Source organism: Kitasatospora griseola, from assembly GCF_044999035.1.
Lineage (GTDB): Bacteria > Actinomycetota > Actinomycetes > Streptomycetales > Streptomycetaceae > Kitasatospora > Kitasatospora griseola.
Map to the genome: position 1 here is coordinate 6,581,207 of NZ_CP173360.1, position 17,736 is coordinate 6,598,942.

General features: G+C 73.3%; 11 protein-coding genes. 3 read left to right on the forward strand and 8 right to left on the reverse strand.

Features of this window, described 5'->3' with window-relative positions:
• Positions 1 to 178 precede the first annotated feature (178 nt).
• Together ACI1MP_RS29845 and ACI1MP_RS29850 are read left to right on the forward strand one after the other, a co-directional pair.
• Complete coding sequence (locus tag ACI1MP_RS29845) at positions 179 to 1,342, forward strand: DegT/DnrJ/EryC1/StrS family aminotransferase (RefSeq protein WP_380343950.1); 1,164 nt, start codon at positions 179 to 181, stop codon at positions 1,340 to 1,342.
• On the forward strand, positions 1,339 to 2,490 hold the full coding sequence (locus tag ACI1MP_RS29850) for a DegT/DnrJ/EryC1/StrS family aminotransferase (RefSeq protein WP_404869899.1): 1,152 nt from the start codon (positions 1,339 to 1,341) through the stop codon (positions 2,488 to 2,490). The genes ACI1MP_RS29845 and ACI1MP_RS29850 overlap by 4 nt, the downstream gene beginning before the upstream one ends.
• 52 nt (positions 2,491 to 2,542) lie before the next feature.
• On the opposite strand, the gene ACI1MP_RS29855 is transcribed toward ACI1MP_RS29850, so the two are convergent.
• The 7 genes from ACI1MP_RS29855 to ACI1MP_RS29885 all read right to left on the reverse strand — a co-directional run bounded on the left by ACI1MP_RS29855 (position 2,543) and on the right by ACI1MP_RS29885 (position 14,884).
• Complete coding sequence (locus tag ACI1MP_RS29855) at positions 2,543 to 4,192, reverse strand: class I adenylate-forming enzyme family protein (RefSeq protein ID WP_404869900.1); 1,650 nt, start codon at positions 4,190 to 4,192, stop codon at positions 2,543 to 2,545.
• 3,315 nt (positions 4,193 to 7,507) lie between these two features.
• Positions 7,508 to 9,079 (reverse strand): CoA transferase, encoded by a 1,572-nt coding sequence (locus ACI1MP_RS29860; RefSeq protein WP_404869901.1) that lies wholly within the window; start codon positions 9,077 to 9,079, stop codon positions 7,508 to 7,510.
• Positions 9,080 to 9,211: 132 nt separating this feature from the next.
• Positions 9,212 to 10,030, reverse strand: a complete 819-nt coding sequence (locus tag ACI1MP_RS29865) for a class I SAM-dependent methyltransferase (protein ID WP_404869902.1) — start codon at positions 10,028 to 10,030, stop codon at positions 9,212 to 9,214.
• Entirely contained in the window at positions 10,030 to 11,589 is a 1,560-nt protein-coding gene (locus ACI1MP_RS29870) for a protoporphyrinogen/coproporphyrinogen oxidase (RefSeq protein ID WP_404869903.1), read from the reverse strand. The genes ACI1MP_RS29865 and ACI1MP_RS29870 overlap by 1 nt, the downstream gene beginning before the upstream one ends.
• An 83-nt stretch (positions 11,590 to 11,672) precedes the next feature.
• Complete coding sequence (locus ACI1MP_RS29875) at positions 11,673 to 13,334, reverse strand: class I adenylate-forming enzyme family protein (protein ID WP_404869904.1); 1,662 nt, start codon at positions 13,332 to 13,334, stop codon at positions 11,673 to 11,675.
• A gap of 35 nt (positions 13,335 to 13,369) precedes the next feature.
• A complete protein-coding gene (locus tag ACI1MP_RS29880) occupies positions 13,370 to 14,356 on the reverse strand; it encodes a UbiA family prenyltransferase (RefSeq protein WP_404869905.1) in 987 nt (328 codons plus the stop codon).
• Between the two features lie 246 nt (positions 14,357 to 14,602).
• The gene (locus ACI1MP_RS29885) at positions 14,603 to 14,884 is read right to left on the reverse strand and encodes a hypothetical protein (protein ID WP_229848435.1); all 282 of its coding nucleotides are present in this window, start codon (positions 14,882 to 14,884) and stop codon (positions 14,603 to 14,605) included.
• 276 nt (positions 14,885 to 15,160) lie between these two features.
• Here ACI1MP_RS29885 and ACI1MP_RS29890 point away from each other — a divergent pair, with 276 nt between their 5' ends.
• Positions 15,161 to 15,724, forward strand: a complete 564-nt coding sequence (locus ACI1MP_RS29890; protein WP_380343929.1) for an NUDIX domain-containing protein — start codon at positions 15,161 to 15,163, stop codon at positions 15,722 to 15,724.
• A gap of 217 nt (positions 15,725 to 15,941) precedes the next feature.
• Here ACI1MP_RS29890 and ACI1MP_RS29895 read toward each other — a convergent pair whose 3' ends face one another.
• Positions 15,942 to 17,612, reverse strand: a complete 1,671-nt coding sequence (locus ACI1MP_RS29895; RefSeq protein ID WP_404869906.1) for a phytoene desaturase family protein — start codon at positions 17,610 to 17,612, stop codon at positions 15,942 to 15,944.
• Positions 17,613 to 17,736: the final 124 nt, after the last annotated feature.

Below are 17,736 nucleotides of genomic sequence, written 5' to 3' on the forward strand. Positions count from 1 at the left end.
TCAGCGGGGTGCATCGAACCGCTGCGCCGGAGATTCACCTGCGCCCGTACGCCGGTCGCGAATCGGACGGGGCAACCGGAAAGCGCTTTCAATCTCCCTCTGCAGTGCTGATCGGAAAGCGTTTTCCGACTGCGGTCGGCCACCCGTCCGTCACCGCCCACAATCCGATGAGAGTTCCATGGGTGCCTCCTCCGGCGTCTCCTTCTTCGACCAGACCGAGACCTTCGAATCCCTCTGGCCCACCACCCGGCGCCACCTCGACGAACTGATGGACCGCGGCAAGTACTCGCACGGCCCCAAGGTCGCCGAACTCGAGGCCGCGCTCGCCGCCTGGACCGGCGCCCGACACGTCGTCGGCGTCAACAGCGGCACCGACGCGCTGGTCCTGCTGCTGCGCGCGGCCGGCCTGCAGCCCGGCGACGAGGTGATCGTCCCGACGTACACCTTCGCCGCGTCCGCCACCGCCGTGGTACTGGCCGGCGGCCGCCCGGTCTTCGCCGACATCGACCCGCACAGCTACAGCCTCGACCCGGCCAGTGCGGAAGCCGTCCGCACCGAGCGCACCCGCATGGTCATGCCGGTCCACCTGTTCCACCAACTCGCCGACCTGAACGCCCTGCTGGACTTCGCCACCCGCCACCGACTGACCGTGGTCGAGGACAGCGCCGAGGCGTTCGGCATGCGCTGGGACGGCGTCCACGCCGGACTGCACGGCGCCGGCGGCGTGCTGTCGTTCTTCCCCACCAAGACCCTGGGGGCGATCGGCGACGCCGGGGCCGTCCTCACCGACGACCCCGCCCTCGCCGACGCCGTCGCCGCGATGCGCCACCACGGGCGCACCGGCGCCACCGTCGACGACTTCCCCGCCATCAACCGACCCACCGAACTCCTCGGCACCAACAGCAAGATGGACGACATCCAGGCCGCCGTCCTGCTCGCCAAGCTCGACCGCGCCGACCAATGCATCGCCCGCCGGGCCGAGCTCGCCGCCCGCTACACCGAGCGCCTGGCCGACACCCCCGGCCTGACCCTGCCCACCGTCGTCCCGCGCACCGCCGCCACCAACCCCGTCTGGTACGTCTACCTGATCGAGTCCGACCACCGCGACGAACTCGCCGCCCACCTCGCCCGGCACGGCGTCCAGACCGAGACCTACTACCCGACGCCGCTGCACCTGCAGCCCTGCTTCGCCGAACTCGGCCACCGGCCCGGTGAGTTCCCCAACGCCGAGGCCGCCTGCTCGCGCGCCCTCGCGCTCCCGCTCTACCCCGACCTCGCCGACCACGACCTGGACCTGGTCAGCGACCTGGTCCGCGGCTTCCAGCACGGAAAGCACCGATGACCACCACCACGCCCCCACCGATCCCGTTCTTCCCGCCCGACCTCTTCGAGGACGACCGCGACCTGCTGCTGGACGTCGTCCACGAGGTCGCCACCGACCCCGCCCAGCGCTTCATCCTCGGCGAACGCACGGCCCGCTTCGAGGAGTTGCTGCGCACCGACCTCGGAGTCGCCGACGTCGTCGCCTGCGGCAGCGGCACCACCGCGCTCACCCTGATCCTGCGCGCCATGGGCATCACCGCCGGCGACGAGGTGATCGTCCCCGCGTTCGGCTGCGCCCCGCTCGCCAACACCGTCCTCGGCGTCGGCGCCACCCCCGTGTTCGCCGACATCGACCCGCACACCCTGGTCGTCGACCCGGACGCCGCCGAAGCCCTGATCACCGCCCGCACCAAGGCGTTGATGCCCGCCCACATGTTCTCGGTGATGGCCGACATGCCGCGCCTGCGCGCCCTCGCCGACCGCCACGGCCTCCGCCTGATCGAGGACTCCGCCGTCGCCCAGGGCGCCATCCTGGACGGCCGGCCCGCCGGCACCTGGGGCGACGCCGGCCTGTTCTCGTTCGTCCAGGTGAAGTCCTTCGGCGGCCCCGGCGAGGGCGGCGTCGTGGTCACCGACGACCCCGAACTCGCCCGCACCGTACGGATGCTGCGCAACCACGGGCAGGACGGGGTGCACCGCTTCCGGCACCACCTGATCGGCCTGAACAGCCGGTTCGACGAAGTCCTCGCCGCGTTCCAGCTGCGCCGCCACCCCGGCCTCGCCCGTCGACTGGCCCGCCGGGCCGAGATCGCCGCCCACTACACCGAACAGTTCGCACCGCTCGCCGCGCACGGCATCACGCCGCCGCCACCCGGCACCAACGGCCGCTGCTACTACGTCTATTCACTGCTCGCCGAGCCCCGCGACCAGCTCCGGAAGCACCTCGCCGCGCAAGGCGTCGACAGCCACGTCTACTACCCGCGCGCGCTGCCCCACCAGCCCGCCTTCGCCTCCGCAGCCCCCGCCGACGGCCGCTGGCCGAACGCCGAACGAGCCGCCCGCCAGTGCCTGTCCCTCCCGATCTACCCCCACCTGACGGACGCCCAGGTCGAGCGGATCACGGCTGCCGTGCTCTCCTTCGCCGGCGCACCCGCGCCGGTGAGCTGAACCGCAGGGGTCCACCACCTCGCCGCCGTGGTGGACCTCCGCCGTCCTGGCATCAACTCACCACAACCGCCGTCTCCTGCTCGCGAGTCGAGGACGTCGCCAGCTCGGTGAGCGCCAACCGGTCCGGCTTCCCGGACGCACCCAGCGGCAACCGCTCCAGCAGAACCAGTCGCTCCGGCCACTTGTACTTCTCCAGACCGCAGAACTGGCCCAGATAGTCCGTGAGCTCAACGAGTGCCAGCCCGCCCGCGGGCTCCCGCGGCACCGCGCACACGCACATCCGCTCCCCGAGATCCGGATCCGGCACCGGCACGCACACCGCCTCCACCAGCCCCGGGTGCCCCTCCAGCAGGCGCTCCACCTCCGACAGGCCGATCGACACCCCGCCCCGGTTCACCATCTGCTTGATCCGCGCCACCACCCGCAGCGACCCGTCCGCCTCCAACACCCCCCGATCGCCGGACCGCACCCACCCGCCGTCCACCCGCAGCCGGGCGTCCAACTCCGGCTCCCCGACGTGGCACAGCGGACTCATCGGCCCCCGCGCCTGCAACTCGCCCGCCACCCCCGCCGGCACCGGACGCCCGTCCGGCCCGCACACCCGGAACTCCGCCACCGCCGGATCCGGCCGCCCCACCCGCAGCACATCGGCGTCCGAACTCGTCCACCGGGTATGACAGTTCACCCCGTCACTCGCCCCGTACACGTTCACCACCGGACGTCCGAACCGCTGCAACGTCGCACCCAGCACCGCCGACGACAGCATCGCGGAACTCGACACCACCGCCTGCAAGGACGACAAGTCCTCACCCGGAGAAGGCGATCGATCCGCCAGGCGACGCAGCATCGTCGGCACCGCCGCCAGGTGCGTCGGCCGCCAACGCCCCACCGCCGCCAGCGCGTCCGCCGGATCGAACCGCTCCCGCAACACCACCGTCGCCCCGCACCGCAGCAACGACACCACCGCCAACGAGCCGTACGCCGTCGCCGGATGCACCAACAGCAACACCCGCGGCGGCGTCCCGTCCGCAGTCCCCAACGCCCGCTCCACGTAGCGTCCCCGGCCCCCCGTCAACGCATTGTGCGAGTACGCGATCAGCTTCGGTGCGGACTCCGACCCCGAGGACACCAGAATCCGCACCGGCGCCTCCGCATCCACCGCCACCGGCTCCCACCCCGCCCGCTCCGGCCACGGCTCCGGCCCCAGCACCACCACCTCGTGCAGCCACGGCAGTTCGGGCCGCAACCCGTCCACCAACGCCTTCCACTCCGGCACCGTCACCACCGCATCCGCCCGCGACGTCCCCAACAGCGCCAGCAGATCCCGCCGCCCGTGCCCCGGCACACACGGCAGCACCACCGCCCCCAACGCCGCCACCGCCAGATCCACCGCCACCGCCCGCCAGTCCGCCGGCACCTTCGTCGCCACCACCGACCCCGGCCCCACCCCCCGCGCCGCCAACCCCGCAGCCAACCCCCGCACCCGCCGGGCAAGTTCTCCGAACGTCACCTCACCCCCGTCGTCCACCACAGCCACCCGCCCCCCATCGACCCTCACCCGCTCCACGAACAACTCGTACAACCCCCGCCCCGGACACCACCCCCGAGCCACCCACTCCTCACGCAACCCTCGCCCCACTTGATCCGGAAACTCCACTCCGGCCACCGAGACCCACGTACCGTCCACAATCACCACTCCCATTCACTGATCGATTCATCCACTGAAAACCCCGCCCCCGGGGTGAGGCCCGACGATCTCCGCGACCGGCACAGGGGTGTCCCTCACTGCCGGGGCATGCCCGTCCCGCAGCTGCTGTGCAGTGCCCGGACGGGGGACGCGGGCAACCGGCCTCGAAACACCGCCGTGTCCGGAGCCGGCCTGTTGCCCGGGCCTACGCAGTCCGGGGCATGCCTGTCCGTGGAGGCTGCGCCGGCGGGGTGCTGCGTAGCTCGCAGGTGCTGTGCGGCGCAGATATTCCGCGCACGGCGGGGCGTCGGCACCGGCCGCGAGGTGGGCGCACCCACGTCGTGGCCACGCGGTTCCGGCTGCGTCTGCCCACCGCCGACACGCGGCTCCGCGGTCCTCGCCGAAGCCCGCAGCGCGCGGTGGGAGGCACCCGGGGGAGTTCGCTCGCCGGGTCGGGCGCGCCCGCTGTCGCCGGCAGCGTGTGGCGGGTCCGTGATGGCCTGCGGCAGCCATCAACTGACGTGCGGGCGCCGACTGGTGAAGAGCTGCTTTGCTCTGCGACCGATGCGTGCGACGGGACGCCCGGTGGGCTGTCGGATGCACCTACGCGGAGCCCCCAGCCCGCTCCACCTGCGCGCCGCTCTCGGACCGTCAGAGTGCAGAAGGCTTTGCCGTCACGCCCCTGCCTTGCGCCCGTCATTCGAGGTACCTGAGCACGGCACACCCACCGTCGCCGGAGTCGGCCACCGGACGCGCTTCCGCCCGCGTCGCAGCCGCATGCTGACGTGACATCCCGCCACCTGCCGGTGCTGCGCGGGGCTCTCGGCAGGCCCCGGCGCACGACGTGCGATCGCCCTGCCCCGCTGGGAGGTCGGAGACAGTCCCGCTGGGGGATGCTCGCCGTTGTCCTCATGCCGGTTGGCGACACGGATCCGGGCTGTTCAATGCCTGCTCGACTGTCGGGCGTACGTAGTGTCCGGGTCCTGTCGCCCGACTGGTGGTCCGGTGCTCCTGGCCGGCCAGGGTGGATGTGCGACCGTTGATCAGAGCTGTCAGCGAGGGTGGACGAGGGCTGTTCCGATGTCGGTGCCGCGCTTGTGGGCGGCGCACAGCGCCGTGGTGAGCGTTCGCGCTGCACACGGCCGACGCGTGATCGGGCATCAGGAGTGCGTCGTGCGGTAGCCGAGGCCCCGGGTCCGCAGGTGCTGCGCGGCCGGTCGGGGTGCATGGGCGATCGCCGACCTGCTCCACGAGGTCCGGGGTCGGCAGCTGGTGACCGCTCGGACGGTTCGCTGCCGATGCCGGGCCCGCCATCGGGCGTCCAGGATGTCCGAGGTCCGGTGCGTCGGCCGGTTCCGTCTGGGCAGGAGTCGAAGGCCGTCCAGGCCCGGGGGCCGCAGCTGTCGCGCGGTTGGTCGCCCGGTGCTCCCGGGCGGCCCGCGTGCATGCGCGATCGTCGATCCGTTCCACGACGTCCGCGACTGTCACTTGCCGGGGCCGGTTCGGTGCCGCGGCTTCGCCGAGGCTGTGCCGTTGTTGCCTTCACGCTGGTGGGCAGTGTGCGGTGCCGTGGTGAGCCGGTGTTCGGTCGGCTGTCGGGCATGCGTGGCGTTCGAGTTCTGTGGCGTCGGCCTGTTCGACCTGGCTGGGCGGCCGCAGCCGTCGAAGTGCCGGGGCCGCGGTTGCTGCGCCGGGAGCCCCTGTACGTGGGGAGTGATGCGGCGCGGCAGCGGCGCCCGGGTGCGTCAGTCGTCCCGGCAGGTACTGTGCGACACCTGCGCGCGTGCCCGGAGTTGCTCCCAACCGGTCCCGGCGAGAAGAGCGGTGGGGCATCAGAGGAGCGCCCCCGAGGCCCGCACCGCCGACCCGCTGCGCCTGCACGGCCGAGCTCGATCGCCGAGGCGCAAGAGACGCCGTGGGCTCGTCCACGCGGTGCCGACGAGCTCGCGGCAGCGTGCCGGACGCCCCTCGCCCCGGGTGTCAGAGCGCGGCACAGCGGTCGTTGCCCAGCGCCATCTCCCCTCCAGGAGCCGGCCGCCGCCGAGCCGCCGAGTCGTCCGCACTTGCTTCGCGGCGGACCCACCGGAGCTCCCGGAGGCGAACCACCCCGAACGCGCAGATGCGGCCCCACTCCACAAGGCCCACTCGTCGAGGCAGGTACAGCGACGCGCCGCCCATTCGCGCCGGAAGGCTGTGAGCAGCGCTCCCGGCACCCAGCGGCCCGACGCGGGACCGGTGGCGAACCTGCAGATGTACGCCTCCGCGTCCCGCAGCGACGGCCACGTCCGCCCTGCCGGACGCCGTCAACTCCGCAACCTCGACCAGGTCCTGTCACCACCACCGCACTCGCGGCACTGCGCCCGCCGCCTGTCGTCTCCGGTGTCAGCGCACCGCACACTCCCCGATCGGTAGGCGGCACGCAGCACCGCTCCCGCCTCCGGGCGGTCCGACGTGGAGCCGGTGACGAGTCGGCAGGTGTACGTCTCTGCGTCGCGCAGTGACGACCACGTCCGGTTCCGCGGCTGCGCCCTTTCTGCCGGGCTCCATCAACCTCGCAACCCCGGCCACGTTTTGCCGTCCCCGCCGCACTGCGTCCGCCGCCCGTCGTCTTCGGCGTCAGCACACCGCACGCCCTCCGATCGGCAGGTGACATGCAGCGCCGCCAGAGGCGCCCCCGCCGCAGGGTGGTCCGACACACGCCCGGTGATGAAGCGGTGGGTGTACGCCCCCGGATTCCGTACCGACGACCGGGTCTGCCTCCACGGCAGTGCCGGACCGAGCGGGCTTCACCAACTCCGCAACCCCGCCAAGGTCTTGCCACCGTCAATCCGCTCGCGCCGCCGCGCCCGCCACCCACCGCCTCCGGCTTCAGCGCACAGCACACCCTCCGACGCCGAGCCCCAGCCTCACCGTTCGCCCCGGAAGAGGCTGGTGGCAGAACAGCATGCCGCCCGAGCCCGCGGCGCGCCGAGCCGGCAGTCGCCCACCTGCCCGCCGCCCCGGGGTGAGCAACGCCATGCCGATCCACTCCCACTTCCGGTGCGGGCACCCCACCACCCGCCCGCCGGCACCGACCCGTCGCACAGCCCCGTCGTCCACCCGAGCCGCCGAACCGCAGCGTCTCGGCTCCCCACCGACCGGGCCCCGTCGACCACGTCCCGCTGCGCCCGGGTCCGTCCGCCACGCCCTCCCCGGGCGGGCAGCAGCGGCACCAACGTCCGTACGTGCAGCGCCTGCGGGCCCGGCCGGCGGAGCCTTTGGGGCGGGACGTCCTTCGGCCCGAGCGTCCGCACAGCGGCCGGGGGCGTCGCTCGCGCCACCGCCACCCGCTCATGTGCGGAACTCCCAGGGGGCGCGTACGACGGCGCACCCCGAGCCGTCCAGCGCCGCGGCGAATCGCGGGTCGCGGGCCAGCGCCGACAGATCCGTACAGACCTCGACCCCGTCCCCGGGGCGACGCTCGGGCGTGCCGACGGCCCCGCACAGCAGCCTCGCCGCCGACAGCAGCGACGACTCCACCCGCTGGGCCCGCCCGGTCCGGGACCGCGCCGTCAGGCCGGCGACGGTCGCCGTCGCGCAGACCAGGCCGCCCAGGACGTCGCACACCGTCAACAGCGTCGCCTGCGGCGGCAGGCCGGGCGGAGCCAGCAGCGCGGCAAGACCGGAGTGCGCCTGTACGGGGAAGTCGGTGTTCACCCCGGGCGCGCCCCCGGACGCCTGCGCGTACACCAGGCCGGGCCGGACCGCGTCCAGCGACTCCGCGTCCAGGCCCAGGTCGGCCACCTTCGACGGCGCGAGACTGTGCAGCAGGACATCGGCCCCACGCACCAACTCTCGTACCGCAGACCGCCCTTCCACCGAACGAAGGTCCGCCTCCAGCACCTCCTTGCCACGGTTGAGCGCAGCGAACCGCGCCGACACCGGTTCTCCGTCGAGCGTCGTCATCGGCGGCACGCCCCGCAACGGGTCCCCACCGGGCGGTTCGACCCGCACCACTCGTGCGCCCAGCAGGTTCAACACCCGCCCGGCCATGGGGCCTTGTACGCGGCGCGCCACCTCGACCACCGTGACGCCGTCCAGCGGGCCCCGCCCGCCCGGCGCGGCCTCGCGCAGTGAGGCCCCGGCTGCGCCCTCCCGCCGCCGCCACGGCACCCCGCCGACCACCGGCGGCCGCGTCTCCGTCGGCGTCACCGTGACGCCGCACCGCTCGGCCGTCGCCGCCACGTCCCGGAACGTCAACCGGTCGGCCGCAGCGAAGAGTTCGTCCGGCAGCGGGCAGGTCGCCGTCCCGTACCGAGCCTGGAACGGGAGCCACGAACGGCCCACCAGCCGTCGGTCGACGCCGAGTTCGGTCCAGAACCGCAGCCAGCCGTCCGGTGTCAGGGTCTCCAGCTCGAACCAGACCCCGTCCGACGAGCGGAACGGCGGACCGCCGACCCCGACCGGCTCCGCGCTGGGCTCCTCCGCCGTGGCCGCTGCCAGGTACTGCGACAGTCCGAGCAGCGCGGCCTGCGCCACCGAGACCTCCGCCTCGCGGTACGGCGCGCCCAACTCCCGGGCCCGCAGCGCCGCGAGAGCGCCGCCGGCGGCCAGCACCCCGGCCGCTACCGACGCGAAGTCCACGCTCAGCAGTCGCGGACGGCCGTACCTGCGCCCGTGGACGTGCATCACCCCGCAGGCCGCCTGGACGTCCGCCTCGCTCCGCAACGGGAGCGCGACCGGTCCCGCCCACGACAGTCGGCAGGACACCGTCCGGTCGATCTCCAGCGTGCCGTCCGCCGGCTCCGTCACCTCCGCCCCGGCAGCCCGCAGCAGGCCGGCCGCCACCCGGGAAGCGACCTGCGGCCGGGTATCCCGGTCCTCCACCACCTCGGACGTGCAAAGCAGTTGATGGCCTGTCACTCGAACCTCCCAGAACCGTCGCGGGCCAGCCGCACCACCCCGCCCCGCCTCACCGAGAGGCCTGCCACATCACACTCGACCGGCCCGTCCGCCCGCCCGAACCGGGCGGCCGGACCAGCGCCCTCCCCACCGTCACGGCCTGCGGCCGTGCACCGCGTACACCACGTTCGAGCAGGCCCGGAACATCGGATCGGTGAACAGGGCGCGCAGCTCGGCGAGTTCGTCGTCCGTCAGGCCCTCTCGCAGCAGGGCTTCACGCAGGTGCCAGGTGTTGTGCACCTGCATCTCCAACTGCGGCGTGCCCGGCCCGAGCGTGTCCAGATGCGGCGACGCCTCCACACCGACGAAACCGGCGCGCACCATCGCCGCGGCGCACTTCCGACCCCACCCCTGTTCCGACCCGCGCGTCCGGAAGGCTCGCAACTTGGCCTGCTGGTACCGCCGGTAGAGGTCACCGGCCCGCTCGTCCGGGACGGTCAGGACCGGCGCGTACTCGGCGTCGAACTCCAGCAGATGCAGCACGCCGCCCGGCCGCAGGGCCGCGAACAGGCGCGCCAACACGGCCTCCCGCTCCGGCAGGTGGGACAGCACCAGCCGGACGTGCACCAGGTCGAACGCGACCTCCGGCAGGGCGTCCCGCACCACGTCGTGGCGAAGCACCGTCAACGCGGGCCGGTCGGCCATCGGCAGCGGAACCAGGTCCGTGGCCAACACCGCACCACCGGGCCCGACTTGATCCGCGAGCCAGACCGCAATGCTGCCGGCTCCGGCCCCCACGTCCAGGCAGCTCATCCCGGGCTGCACCCCGACCCGGCTCAGCTCGCCGATGCTGATCCGGTCCAACCACCCGGCCAGGCAGCGGTGTTGTCCACGCGCATGCGCACTGGCGTTGTCGAACAGGTACGAGCGCCCACCGCCCCCGGACGCCGACTCCCGCACCGCCCCGGCCATCAGACCGCCCCAGCCGTCTCGCCGCCACGGTCGCCCGCCGGGAGATCTTCCGGCCCCGCAGCCTCCGACGCCGCGGCACCAGTCACTGCAGCCTCCTCCGAGGCGGCCTGATCCGACTCCGGAGTGCGAGGCCCGGGCACCGAGACCGGCCCGGCCGGCTCCGCCATCGCCACCGACCCTGACACCGCACCCGACCGCTCCGCCGCGAACGCAAGCACCCGCTCGGCCGCCAACTTGCCCGAACGGACGGCGCCTTCGCTGCTCGGCCGGAGCATCACCCAGTCACCGGCGTACTCCACGGCCCGGGTCGGCCGGGCCAGGAACGCGGCCCGCTCCCGCACCGCCGCCGGCGAACCCTGCGGCAGGCCGAGCCGGAACCGGTGCACCAGTGTGCGAACGGTGGCGTCCCGCAGGCCCGGCAGGAAGCGTTCGGCCTCCGCGCAGACCGTCTCCACCACCTGTTCGTCGGGCTGGTCCAGCAGCTCGGGGGAGATCCACGGGGACGCGAAGACGCTCGCCAGGCCCCGCCCCTCGGGGGCGCGTCCCTCGGCCTTCAGGTGGTCGAGAATCAAGCCGGTGCACAGCCGGCTCTCGCTCTCCGGTACCGACAGCGCGTAGCTGGGAGAGCGGGTCGGACTCGGCAGCGGGCGGTCCAGCAGGCACGCGACCTTGAGCATCGGCGTGTAGGTGCTGGCCGCCAGGTACGGTCGCGCGTCCGCCGCGGCGTCACTGTGCAGCTCCAGCGCCAGCGGCGCGGGCACCGCCAGCACCACCTGCCGGGCCACCACCTGCGCACCGTCGGCGAACTCCAGCCGTGCACCGGCCCCGCCGGGCAGCTCCCGGACCGCCACCACGCGCGAGCCCAGCTCCACCCGGAGGCGCTCCGCCAGGCGGCGGGCCAGGGTGTCCATGCCGTCCCGGTAGGTCATCCAGCGGGCGCCGGCCCCGCCGACCGACATCAGCGTGGCCACCATCGGCGCGATCGCGGAGCTCTCCGGCCGCCAGCCGAAACAGTGACTGGAAAGCGGTTGCAGCATCGCCGCCAGCAGCTCCTCCCGCCCGCTGGAACCGGCGCAGAACTGGCTCAGGGTCAGGTCCCGGCTGGGCGCGGTCTCCGGACGGTCCGGGTCGAAGCCGCGCCAGGACGTGGCCAGTTCCACGGCGAACCGCAGCCACGCCGCCCGGCCCCGCCAGGACAGTCCGGCACCCGTCAACAGGCCCTTCGGGTGGCCCAGATGGGCGTGCGCGCGGCCACCCCGCCAGAGCGCGAAGCCCGGCTCGATCACCGGCACTTCCGACTCCTGGATGCCGACCGCGCGAATCAACTCCCAGGTCGCCTCGTACCCGGCGCCCGCGATGGTCTCCGCACCCTCGTCGAGCAGCCAGCCGTCCACCCGGGTGGACGCCATCCGCCCGCCGACCCGGTCGGCACCCTCGAAGACCCGCACCTCACGCCCGGCGGCCGCCAGTCGGTGCGCCGCGGACAACCCCGCGATCCCCGCACCGACCACCGCAACATCGAGCTCGTCCACGCCCAACTCCTCCATCCGTTCCGCCATCCGCCCGCAACCCCGTCGCGCTACCCGGCCCGCCACCTGACCAGGCCGCCCACCGACCCGTCGGCCTGCTCAGCTCGGCCGGCTCACGTCCACCGGCCCGTTCCGATCGGCGAGCTCCCCGCCAGCACCTGTTCGCGCAGTTCGTGCCGCCGCACCTTCCCGGTGGCCGTGCGCGGCACCGCCTCCCAGGGAACGAGCAACGGCTCGGCCAGCGGCGGCAGATCACGCACGGCGTCCCGCCAGCGCTGCGGGTCGAGGTCGCCTGCGGCGGTGACCAGCACCGGCTGCGGGCGGCCGTCCGCCACCGAGAGCAGTACTGCTTCCTCGACGTCCGGCAGGCGCTCGTGCAGCACGTCCTCGATCTCGACGCAGCTCAGCCCGGGAACCATGTCCACCTCCCGGTCCAGCACGAAGATCCGACCGTCCCGGGTGTGCACCCCGAGGTCGCCGGTGTTGAACCATGGACCGTCGACCTTCTGCGCCCACCGTTCCGGCTCGCCGAGGTAGCCGAGGCACAGCGCACCGGTCCGGGCGTACAGCAGGCCCGTCTCACCGCGCCGCACCGACCGTCCGGGCCGCTCCGGATCGGCCACCTTCACCCGCACCCACCCGGGCACCGGGCGTCCCAGATCACGCGTGGTCGGATGCCGGCCGGTGGGTGCGGAAAGCGTTTTCCGAGTCAGGAACCGGAAGCTCAACGGACCGGTCTCGCTCTGCCCCCAGCCCTGCATCCACAACGGCCGCCGCCGCTGACTCGCGTTCAGGAAGGCTCGCACCGTCGGCGGGTGCATCGCATCGAAGGTCGAGATGAACAGCCGCACATCCCGGAACGGATTCGCCCCTGCCGCCGCAGAAGTCGCCGGTTCCGCCTCCGTGCCCGTCGCCCCGCCGTCGGCCAACTGCTGCCACCGCACATAGGTGGACGGCATCGCCTCCAGCACGGTCGGCGGGTGGCTGCGCAGCAGCGCGGCGGCCGTCGACAGGTCGGAGTCCGGCAGCAGCGCCACCGTGCGCGGGGCGCGCCAGAACGCGCTGACGGTCCAGGTCAGGGCGCGGCCGTGGGCGAAGGAGATCGCGCTGGCGACGGTGTCGTCGCCGCGCACCGACAGCACCGGCCACGGGCGTGCCTCGAACGCGGACAGCCGCCGGATCAACGTCCGGCTGGAGTGCACCACCAGCTTGGGCACCCCGGTGGTGCCCGAGGTGTGAATGATCGCCAGCGGCTCGTCGTCCCCGCGCGAGTGCACCGGCGGGACCGCCCCGCCGCGCAGGTCGTCCGGCGTCAACGCCCCCTCGGCGGGCCCGTCCAGGCACACCGTTCGGACGGCCAGCTTGTCGAGGTCGTGCCCGGCCGCCCGGGCACCCGCCAGGACGTCCCGCTGGGTGACCAGCACGTCCGGGCGCAGCCGGTGCAGCAGCGCGACCAGCCCGTCCGGCGCGACCCGGTCGGACAGCAGCGCCGGCACCGCGCCGAGCCGGGCCGCCGCGGACGCCAGCAGCACGTAGTCCCAGTGGTTGCGCTTCACGATCGCCACCGACGACCCCGGACGTGCCCCCGCGGCCGCCAGCCAGCCCGCGGTCTCCCGTACCAACTCGGCCAGTCCGGCGGTGTTCCAGCAGCTGCCACCGTCCGGCGCCAGGTCCAGCGGACGCCCCAACCGGACGTCCACCGAAGGGCGTTGCTCGGCCAGCGTGTCGAAGAGCGGACCCAGGTCGAGCGGCAGCCGCCGAACCAGGGACGCCACGCCGGCACCGCGCCGGGTCGCCCGGCCCGGCCCCGTCACAGCCCGCCGCCGAACACCGCCACCGCCAGGTCCACACCCACCAGCAGTGCGCAGCACAGCCGGTGCAGGCGGATGCCCAGTCGGCGTGCGATCAGGATGTCACCCCGGACGAAGCCCAGCACCCACTGCCGGGCCCGCAACGCCATCACCGGGGCCATCACCAGCGGGAACCACCACGGCGCGATCCCGGCGACCGCCGAACCCACCAGCAGCACCGCCTCCAACGCCGAACACCCGGCCACGAACCAGGAGTTGCCGCGCGGCGACGCCAGCACCGCGACCGTCTTGCGGCCGACCGCCCGGTCGCCCGGGATGTCATTGGTGTTGGAGTACACGCCGAACAGCAGCGGACCCAGCCCGAACACCAGCGCCTGCACCGCGACGAAGCCGTCGAACCGACCGGTCAGCAGACCGTACAGGGGCAGCACGAAGAGCCAGCCGAGGGCGGCGAGGAAGAACTCCTGGAAGCCGTTGTAGCTGATCCGCAGCCACCACGAGTACTGGAATCCGCACACCGCCAGCGTGACCACCCCGGCCACCGCCCAGGCCGGCCGGGTCGGCGCCAGCGCGACCGCCGCCAGCCAGAACAGCACGCACGCCGCCACCGTCGCCCAGCCGAACCTGATCGCCTGCGGCTCCGTCAACGTGCCTGCCACCAAGGGCTTTCGAGCCAGTCGGCGGGCCGGCGCGTCCGGCCCGTAGTTCACCGCGTCGCTGCCGTCCCGGTAGCCGGTCACGTCGTCGAAGGTGCACATCGCCGCACTCATCGCGACCTCGCCGCCGAGGAACAGCACCAGCACCGCCAGCGTGCTGCCGACGCCCGTTCCGGCCCCCGCATCCGATCCCATTGCCACCACCATCGCGGCCACCAGCGGGACGCTCAAGTAGTAGTCGTAGATGTCGAGTTTGGCCAGCCTGGCGTACGCCCGCCAGGCGGCCGGGGCCGACCCGCGGGCGGTTGCCGCCCCAGCGGCAGCGGACACAGCGACGTGCTCCACGGAAGCAGTCCTCTCAATGGCGGCCGCAACCCCGGAACGTCAGTGCGCCGGGGGGCCTCAGACAACGAGCCGACCGCGCTGACGGCGCGCCAATTCGCCACGACAGGCGAAATAGTCGGCGACCACCATGATGACACAGAGCCACCGGGTTGATGTATTTCTGTGATAAGCGCAAAAGGCGGACGGGCGGCCATTCCGCCACCCGTCCGCCTGCATTTTCGATTCACCCGATCAGGCGGAGAAGCTCCCCGCTCCGCCCGGCACGTGCGTCCCGCGCCCGGGCTGAACCGTCACCGACGGGCCGAGGCAGAACGGATTGCCGTACACCTGCACCGGGCGGTCCGTCTGATTGTTCAACACATGGGCGATGGCGGGGAGTTGCTGGCATCCGGACGGGTCGCGGTAGACGTCCAGCGGCTGCGCCTCGGTGGAGAACACCACGACCTCGCCGCTTGCCGCCCGCGGCGCCGCAGGGGCGGGAGCCGCCAGACCGATCACCGAGGCCGCAGCCACCAGGGAAACGAGAATTGCTCGCACAATAATCCTTAAACATGCTCAACGCCCATGTCTGTCATGGGCCCGCCCCATCGCTATCGCGCCCGCACGCCGGAATTCCAACAGCATGCTCCCCATTCACCCGCTCGGCGGGAGCGCGACGCCGCCGGGCCGCCCGACTCGCACCACCGCGCGCCGCAGAGCGGGTAGCCCGGGCTCCGCTGTCATCCCTCGGTGGGGTCCGGCTTCCGGCTTCGCGCCCGACCCATCACCCGATCGAACTACCATCCCTGCATGACGACCCAGCCGTCCGCCCGCCCCGCCCTGTTCGGTCCGAACACGCACTGCCACTGGTGCGGAACGCCGTACCCGGCCGGCACCGCGACCTGGCCGCGCAGTTGCCCCGGCTGCCAGGAGATCAGCTACCGCAACCCGCTCCCGGTCACCGTCGCACTGCTCCCGATCCACCACCCCGACGGGGACACCCGGCTCACCGTCATCCGCCGCACCATCGAACCCGGCTGCGGCGAACTCGCCCTCCCCGGCGGCTACGTCGACTTCGGCGAGAGCTGGCAGCAGGCCGCCGTCCGGGAACTGCGGGAGGAGACCGGCATCCTGGCCGACGCCGCCGACGCCCGCCTGGTCTCCACCGACTCCGACACCCGCGGCGGCTTCCTCTGCCTGTTCGCTCTCCTCCCGGCCCGCAACCTCGCCGACCTCCCCCCGTCCGTCCCCACCGACGAGACCGAGGGCTGGCAACTCGCCACCGCCGACACCCCGTTGGCCTTCCCCTTCCACACCCGCGTCGCCCGCTCCTGGTTCAACGGGGAGTTCACCCACCCGCTGAGCTCGCGGTAGCGGGGGAGCAGGCAGCAAGGGGAGTAGACAGCAGCGGGAGCAGGCAGCAGGGGGAGCAGGCAGCAGGGGGAGAGGGAAAGCGCTTACCGTTCGGCGGACCGGAGAGCGACCGGACCGGCCGGAAAGCGCTTACCGTTCGGCGACTTGGAAACGGTCGAGCCAGTCGGTAAGCGCTTTCCCTCCTGCCGCCGTCCCCGTCGCCCCACCCGCCCCGCGCCTACCTCCCCAGCACCGCCATGGCCGCGTTGTGTCCCGGAATCCCGCTGACCCCACCACCCCGCACCGCTCCGGCCCCGCACAACAGGACCCGAGCCGCCGAGGTCTCCACGCCCCACCGGCCGGCCCCTTCCGCCAGGCCCGCGCCCACGCCCCCGGTCCCGTCCTCGCCCTCAACCCGGAACGGGAACGCCAGATCCCGGTGGAAGATGTTGCCGCCCGGCAGCCGGAGATCGGCCTCCAGGTCCAATGGGCTCCGTACCTCCAAGCACGGCCGACCGTCCGCATCGACGGCCAGGCAGTCCGCGAGCGGTTCCGCCAGCACCGCGTCGAGCGCGGCCAGGACTCCCTCCAGTGCGGTCTGCCGCGCCCCGTCCGGATCGCCGACGAACAGCCGCGCCGGCAGGTGCAGACCGAACAGTGTCAGCGTGTGCCAGTCGGCCGGCACGTCCGGGCCCAGGATGGAGCGGTCCGCCAGCGAGTGGCAGTAGATCTCGGACGGCGCGGGGGAGGGGAGCCGGCCCGCCGAAGCCGCTCGGTAAGCGTTTTCCAACTCCCGGTACGACTCAGCGATGTGGAACGTCCCCCCGAAGGCGTCCCGCACGTCCACCGCCTGGTCCCGCAGCCGGGGAAGCCGACGAAGCAGCATGTTGACCTTCAGCTGCGCCCCCTCCGGACCACCCTCACCACCCGCCACCCCGGTCCCGGCTCCGGCAGCGACCCCAGATCCGGCCCCCGCCCCAACCCCGGCCGCCGCCCCGCCGCCCGCACCCAGCAGGCGCGCAAGCTCCACCGGTGCCGCGTTGCACAGCACCCACCGCGCCCCGACCTGCCGCTCCACCCCGTCCGCGTCCAGGTACCCGACCTCGGCCGGCCGCCCCGGCCCGCCCGGGTCCACCGCGACGACCTCGCACCCCGTCCGGAACTCCGCCCCACCCGCCCGGGCCGCCTCCGCCAGCGCACCCGTCACCGCGCCCATGCCGCCCACCGGCACGTCCCAGTCGCCCGTGCCGCCGCCGATCACGTGGTACAGGAAGCACCGGTTCTGTCGCAGCGAGGGATCATGCGCATGGGTGAACGTCCCGATCAGGGCGTCCGTCAGCACCACGCCCCGCACCACGTCGTCCGTGAACCGCCGCTCCAGCGACTCGCCCAACGGCCGCTCGAACAACTCCGCCCAGGCCACCGGATCGTCCACCCGCGCTCGCAGTTCCGCCCGCGACGGCAGCGGCTCCGTCAGCGAGGGGAACACCCGCTGCGCCACCCGCCCGGTCATCCCGTAGAACTCCTGCCAGGCAGCGAACTCCCGTTCTCCACCCGTCAGTTCGCGGAACGACTCGGCCGTCCGCCGCCCGTCCGAGGCATCCACCAGCAGCCCGCCGGACCGCCCGTCCCGCTCCCACGGCGTGTAGGAGGAGATCCGCCGACGCCGCAGCTCCACCCGTACGCCCAGCTCCGCGAGAATCCGTCGCGGCAGCAGACTCACCAGGTACGAGTAGCGCGACAGCCGCGCGTCCACCCCGGGGAACGCCCGCTCCGAGACCGCCGCCCCACCCACGTGCCCGAGCCGCTCCAGCACCAGCACCCGCAATCCGGCACGCCCCAAGTACCCGGCCGCCACCAGCCCGTTGTGCCCGCCACCCACGATCACCACGTCATAAGCCACCGTCATCCCGCCGTCCTACCACCCGCTGGCGCCGCCCACCACCCACCGTGCAGACCCCACCGCCGGCCTCTCGCCGCGCACCGACATCGCAGCTCCCACCACCCACGACCGTCACATCGACCCCTGGACT

Coding starts and splice junctions, on each gene's coding strand:
- ACI1MP_RS29890 (WP_380343929.1), top strand. CDS start 15,161: ATGACGACCCAGCCGTCCGCCCGCCCCGCCCTGTTCGGTCCGAACACG.
- ACI1MP_RS29850 (WP_404869899.1), top strand. CDS start 1,339: ATGACCACCACCACGCCCCCACCGATCCCGTTCTTCCCGCCCGACCTC.
- ACI1MP_RS29855 (WP_404869900.1), bottom strand. CDS start 4,192: ATGGGAGTGGTGATTGTGGACGGTACGTGGGTCTCGGTGGCCGGAGTG.
- ACI1MP_RS29895 (WP_404869906.1), bottom strand. CDS start 17,612: ATGACGGTGGCTTATGACGTGGTGATCGTGGGTGGCGGGCACAACGGG.
- ACI1MP_RS29865 (WP_404869902.1), bottom strand. CDS start 10,030: ATGGCCGGGGCGGTGCGGGAGTCGGCGTCCGGGGGCGGTGGGCGCTCG.
- ACI1MP_RS29845 (WP_380343950.1), top strand. CDS start 179: ATGGGTGCCTCCTCCGGCGTCTCCTTCTTCGACCAGACCGAGACCTTC.
- ACI1MP_RS29870 (WP_404869903.1), bottom strand. CDS start 11,589: ATGGCGGAACGGATGGAGGAGTTGGGCGTGGACGAGCTCGATGTTGCG.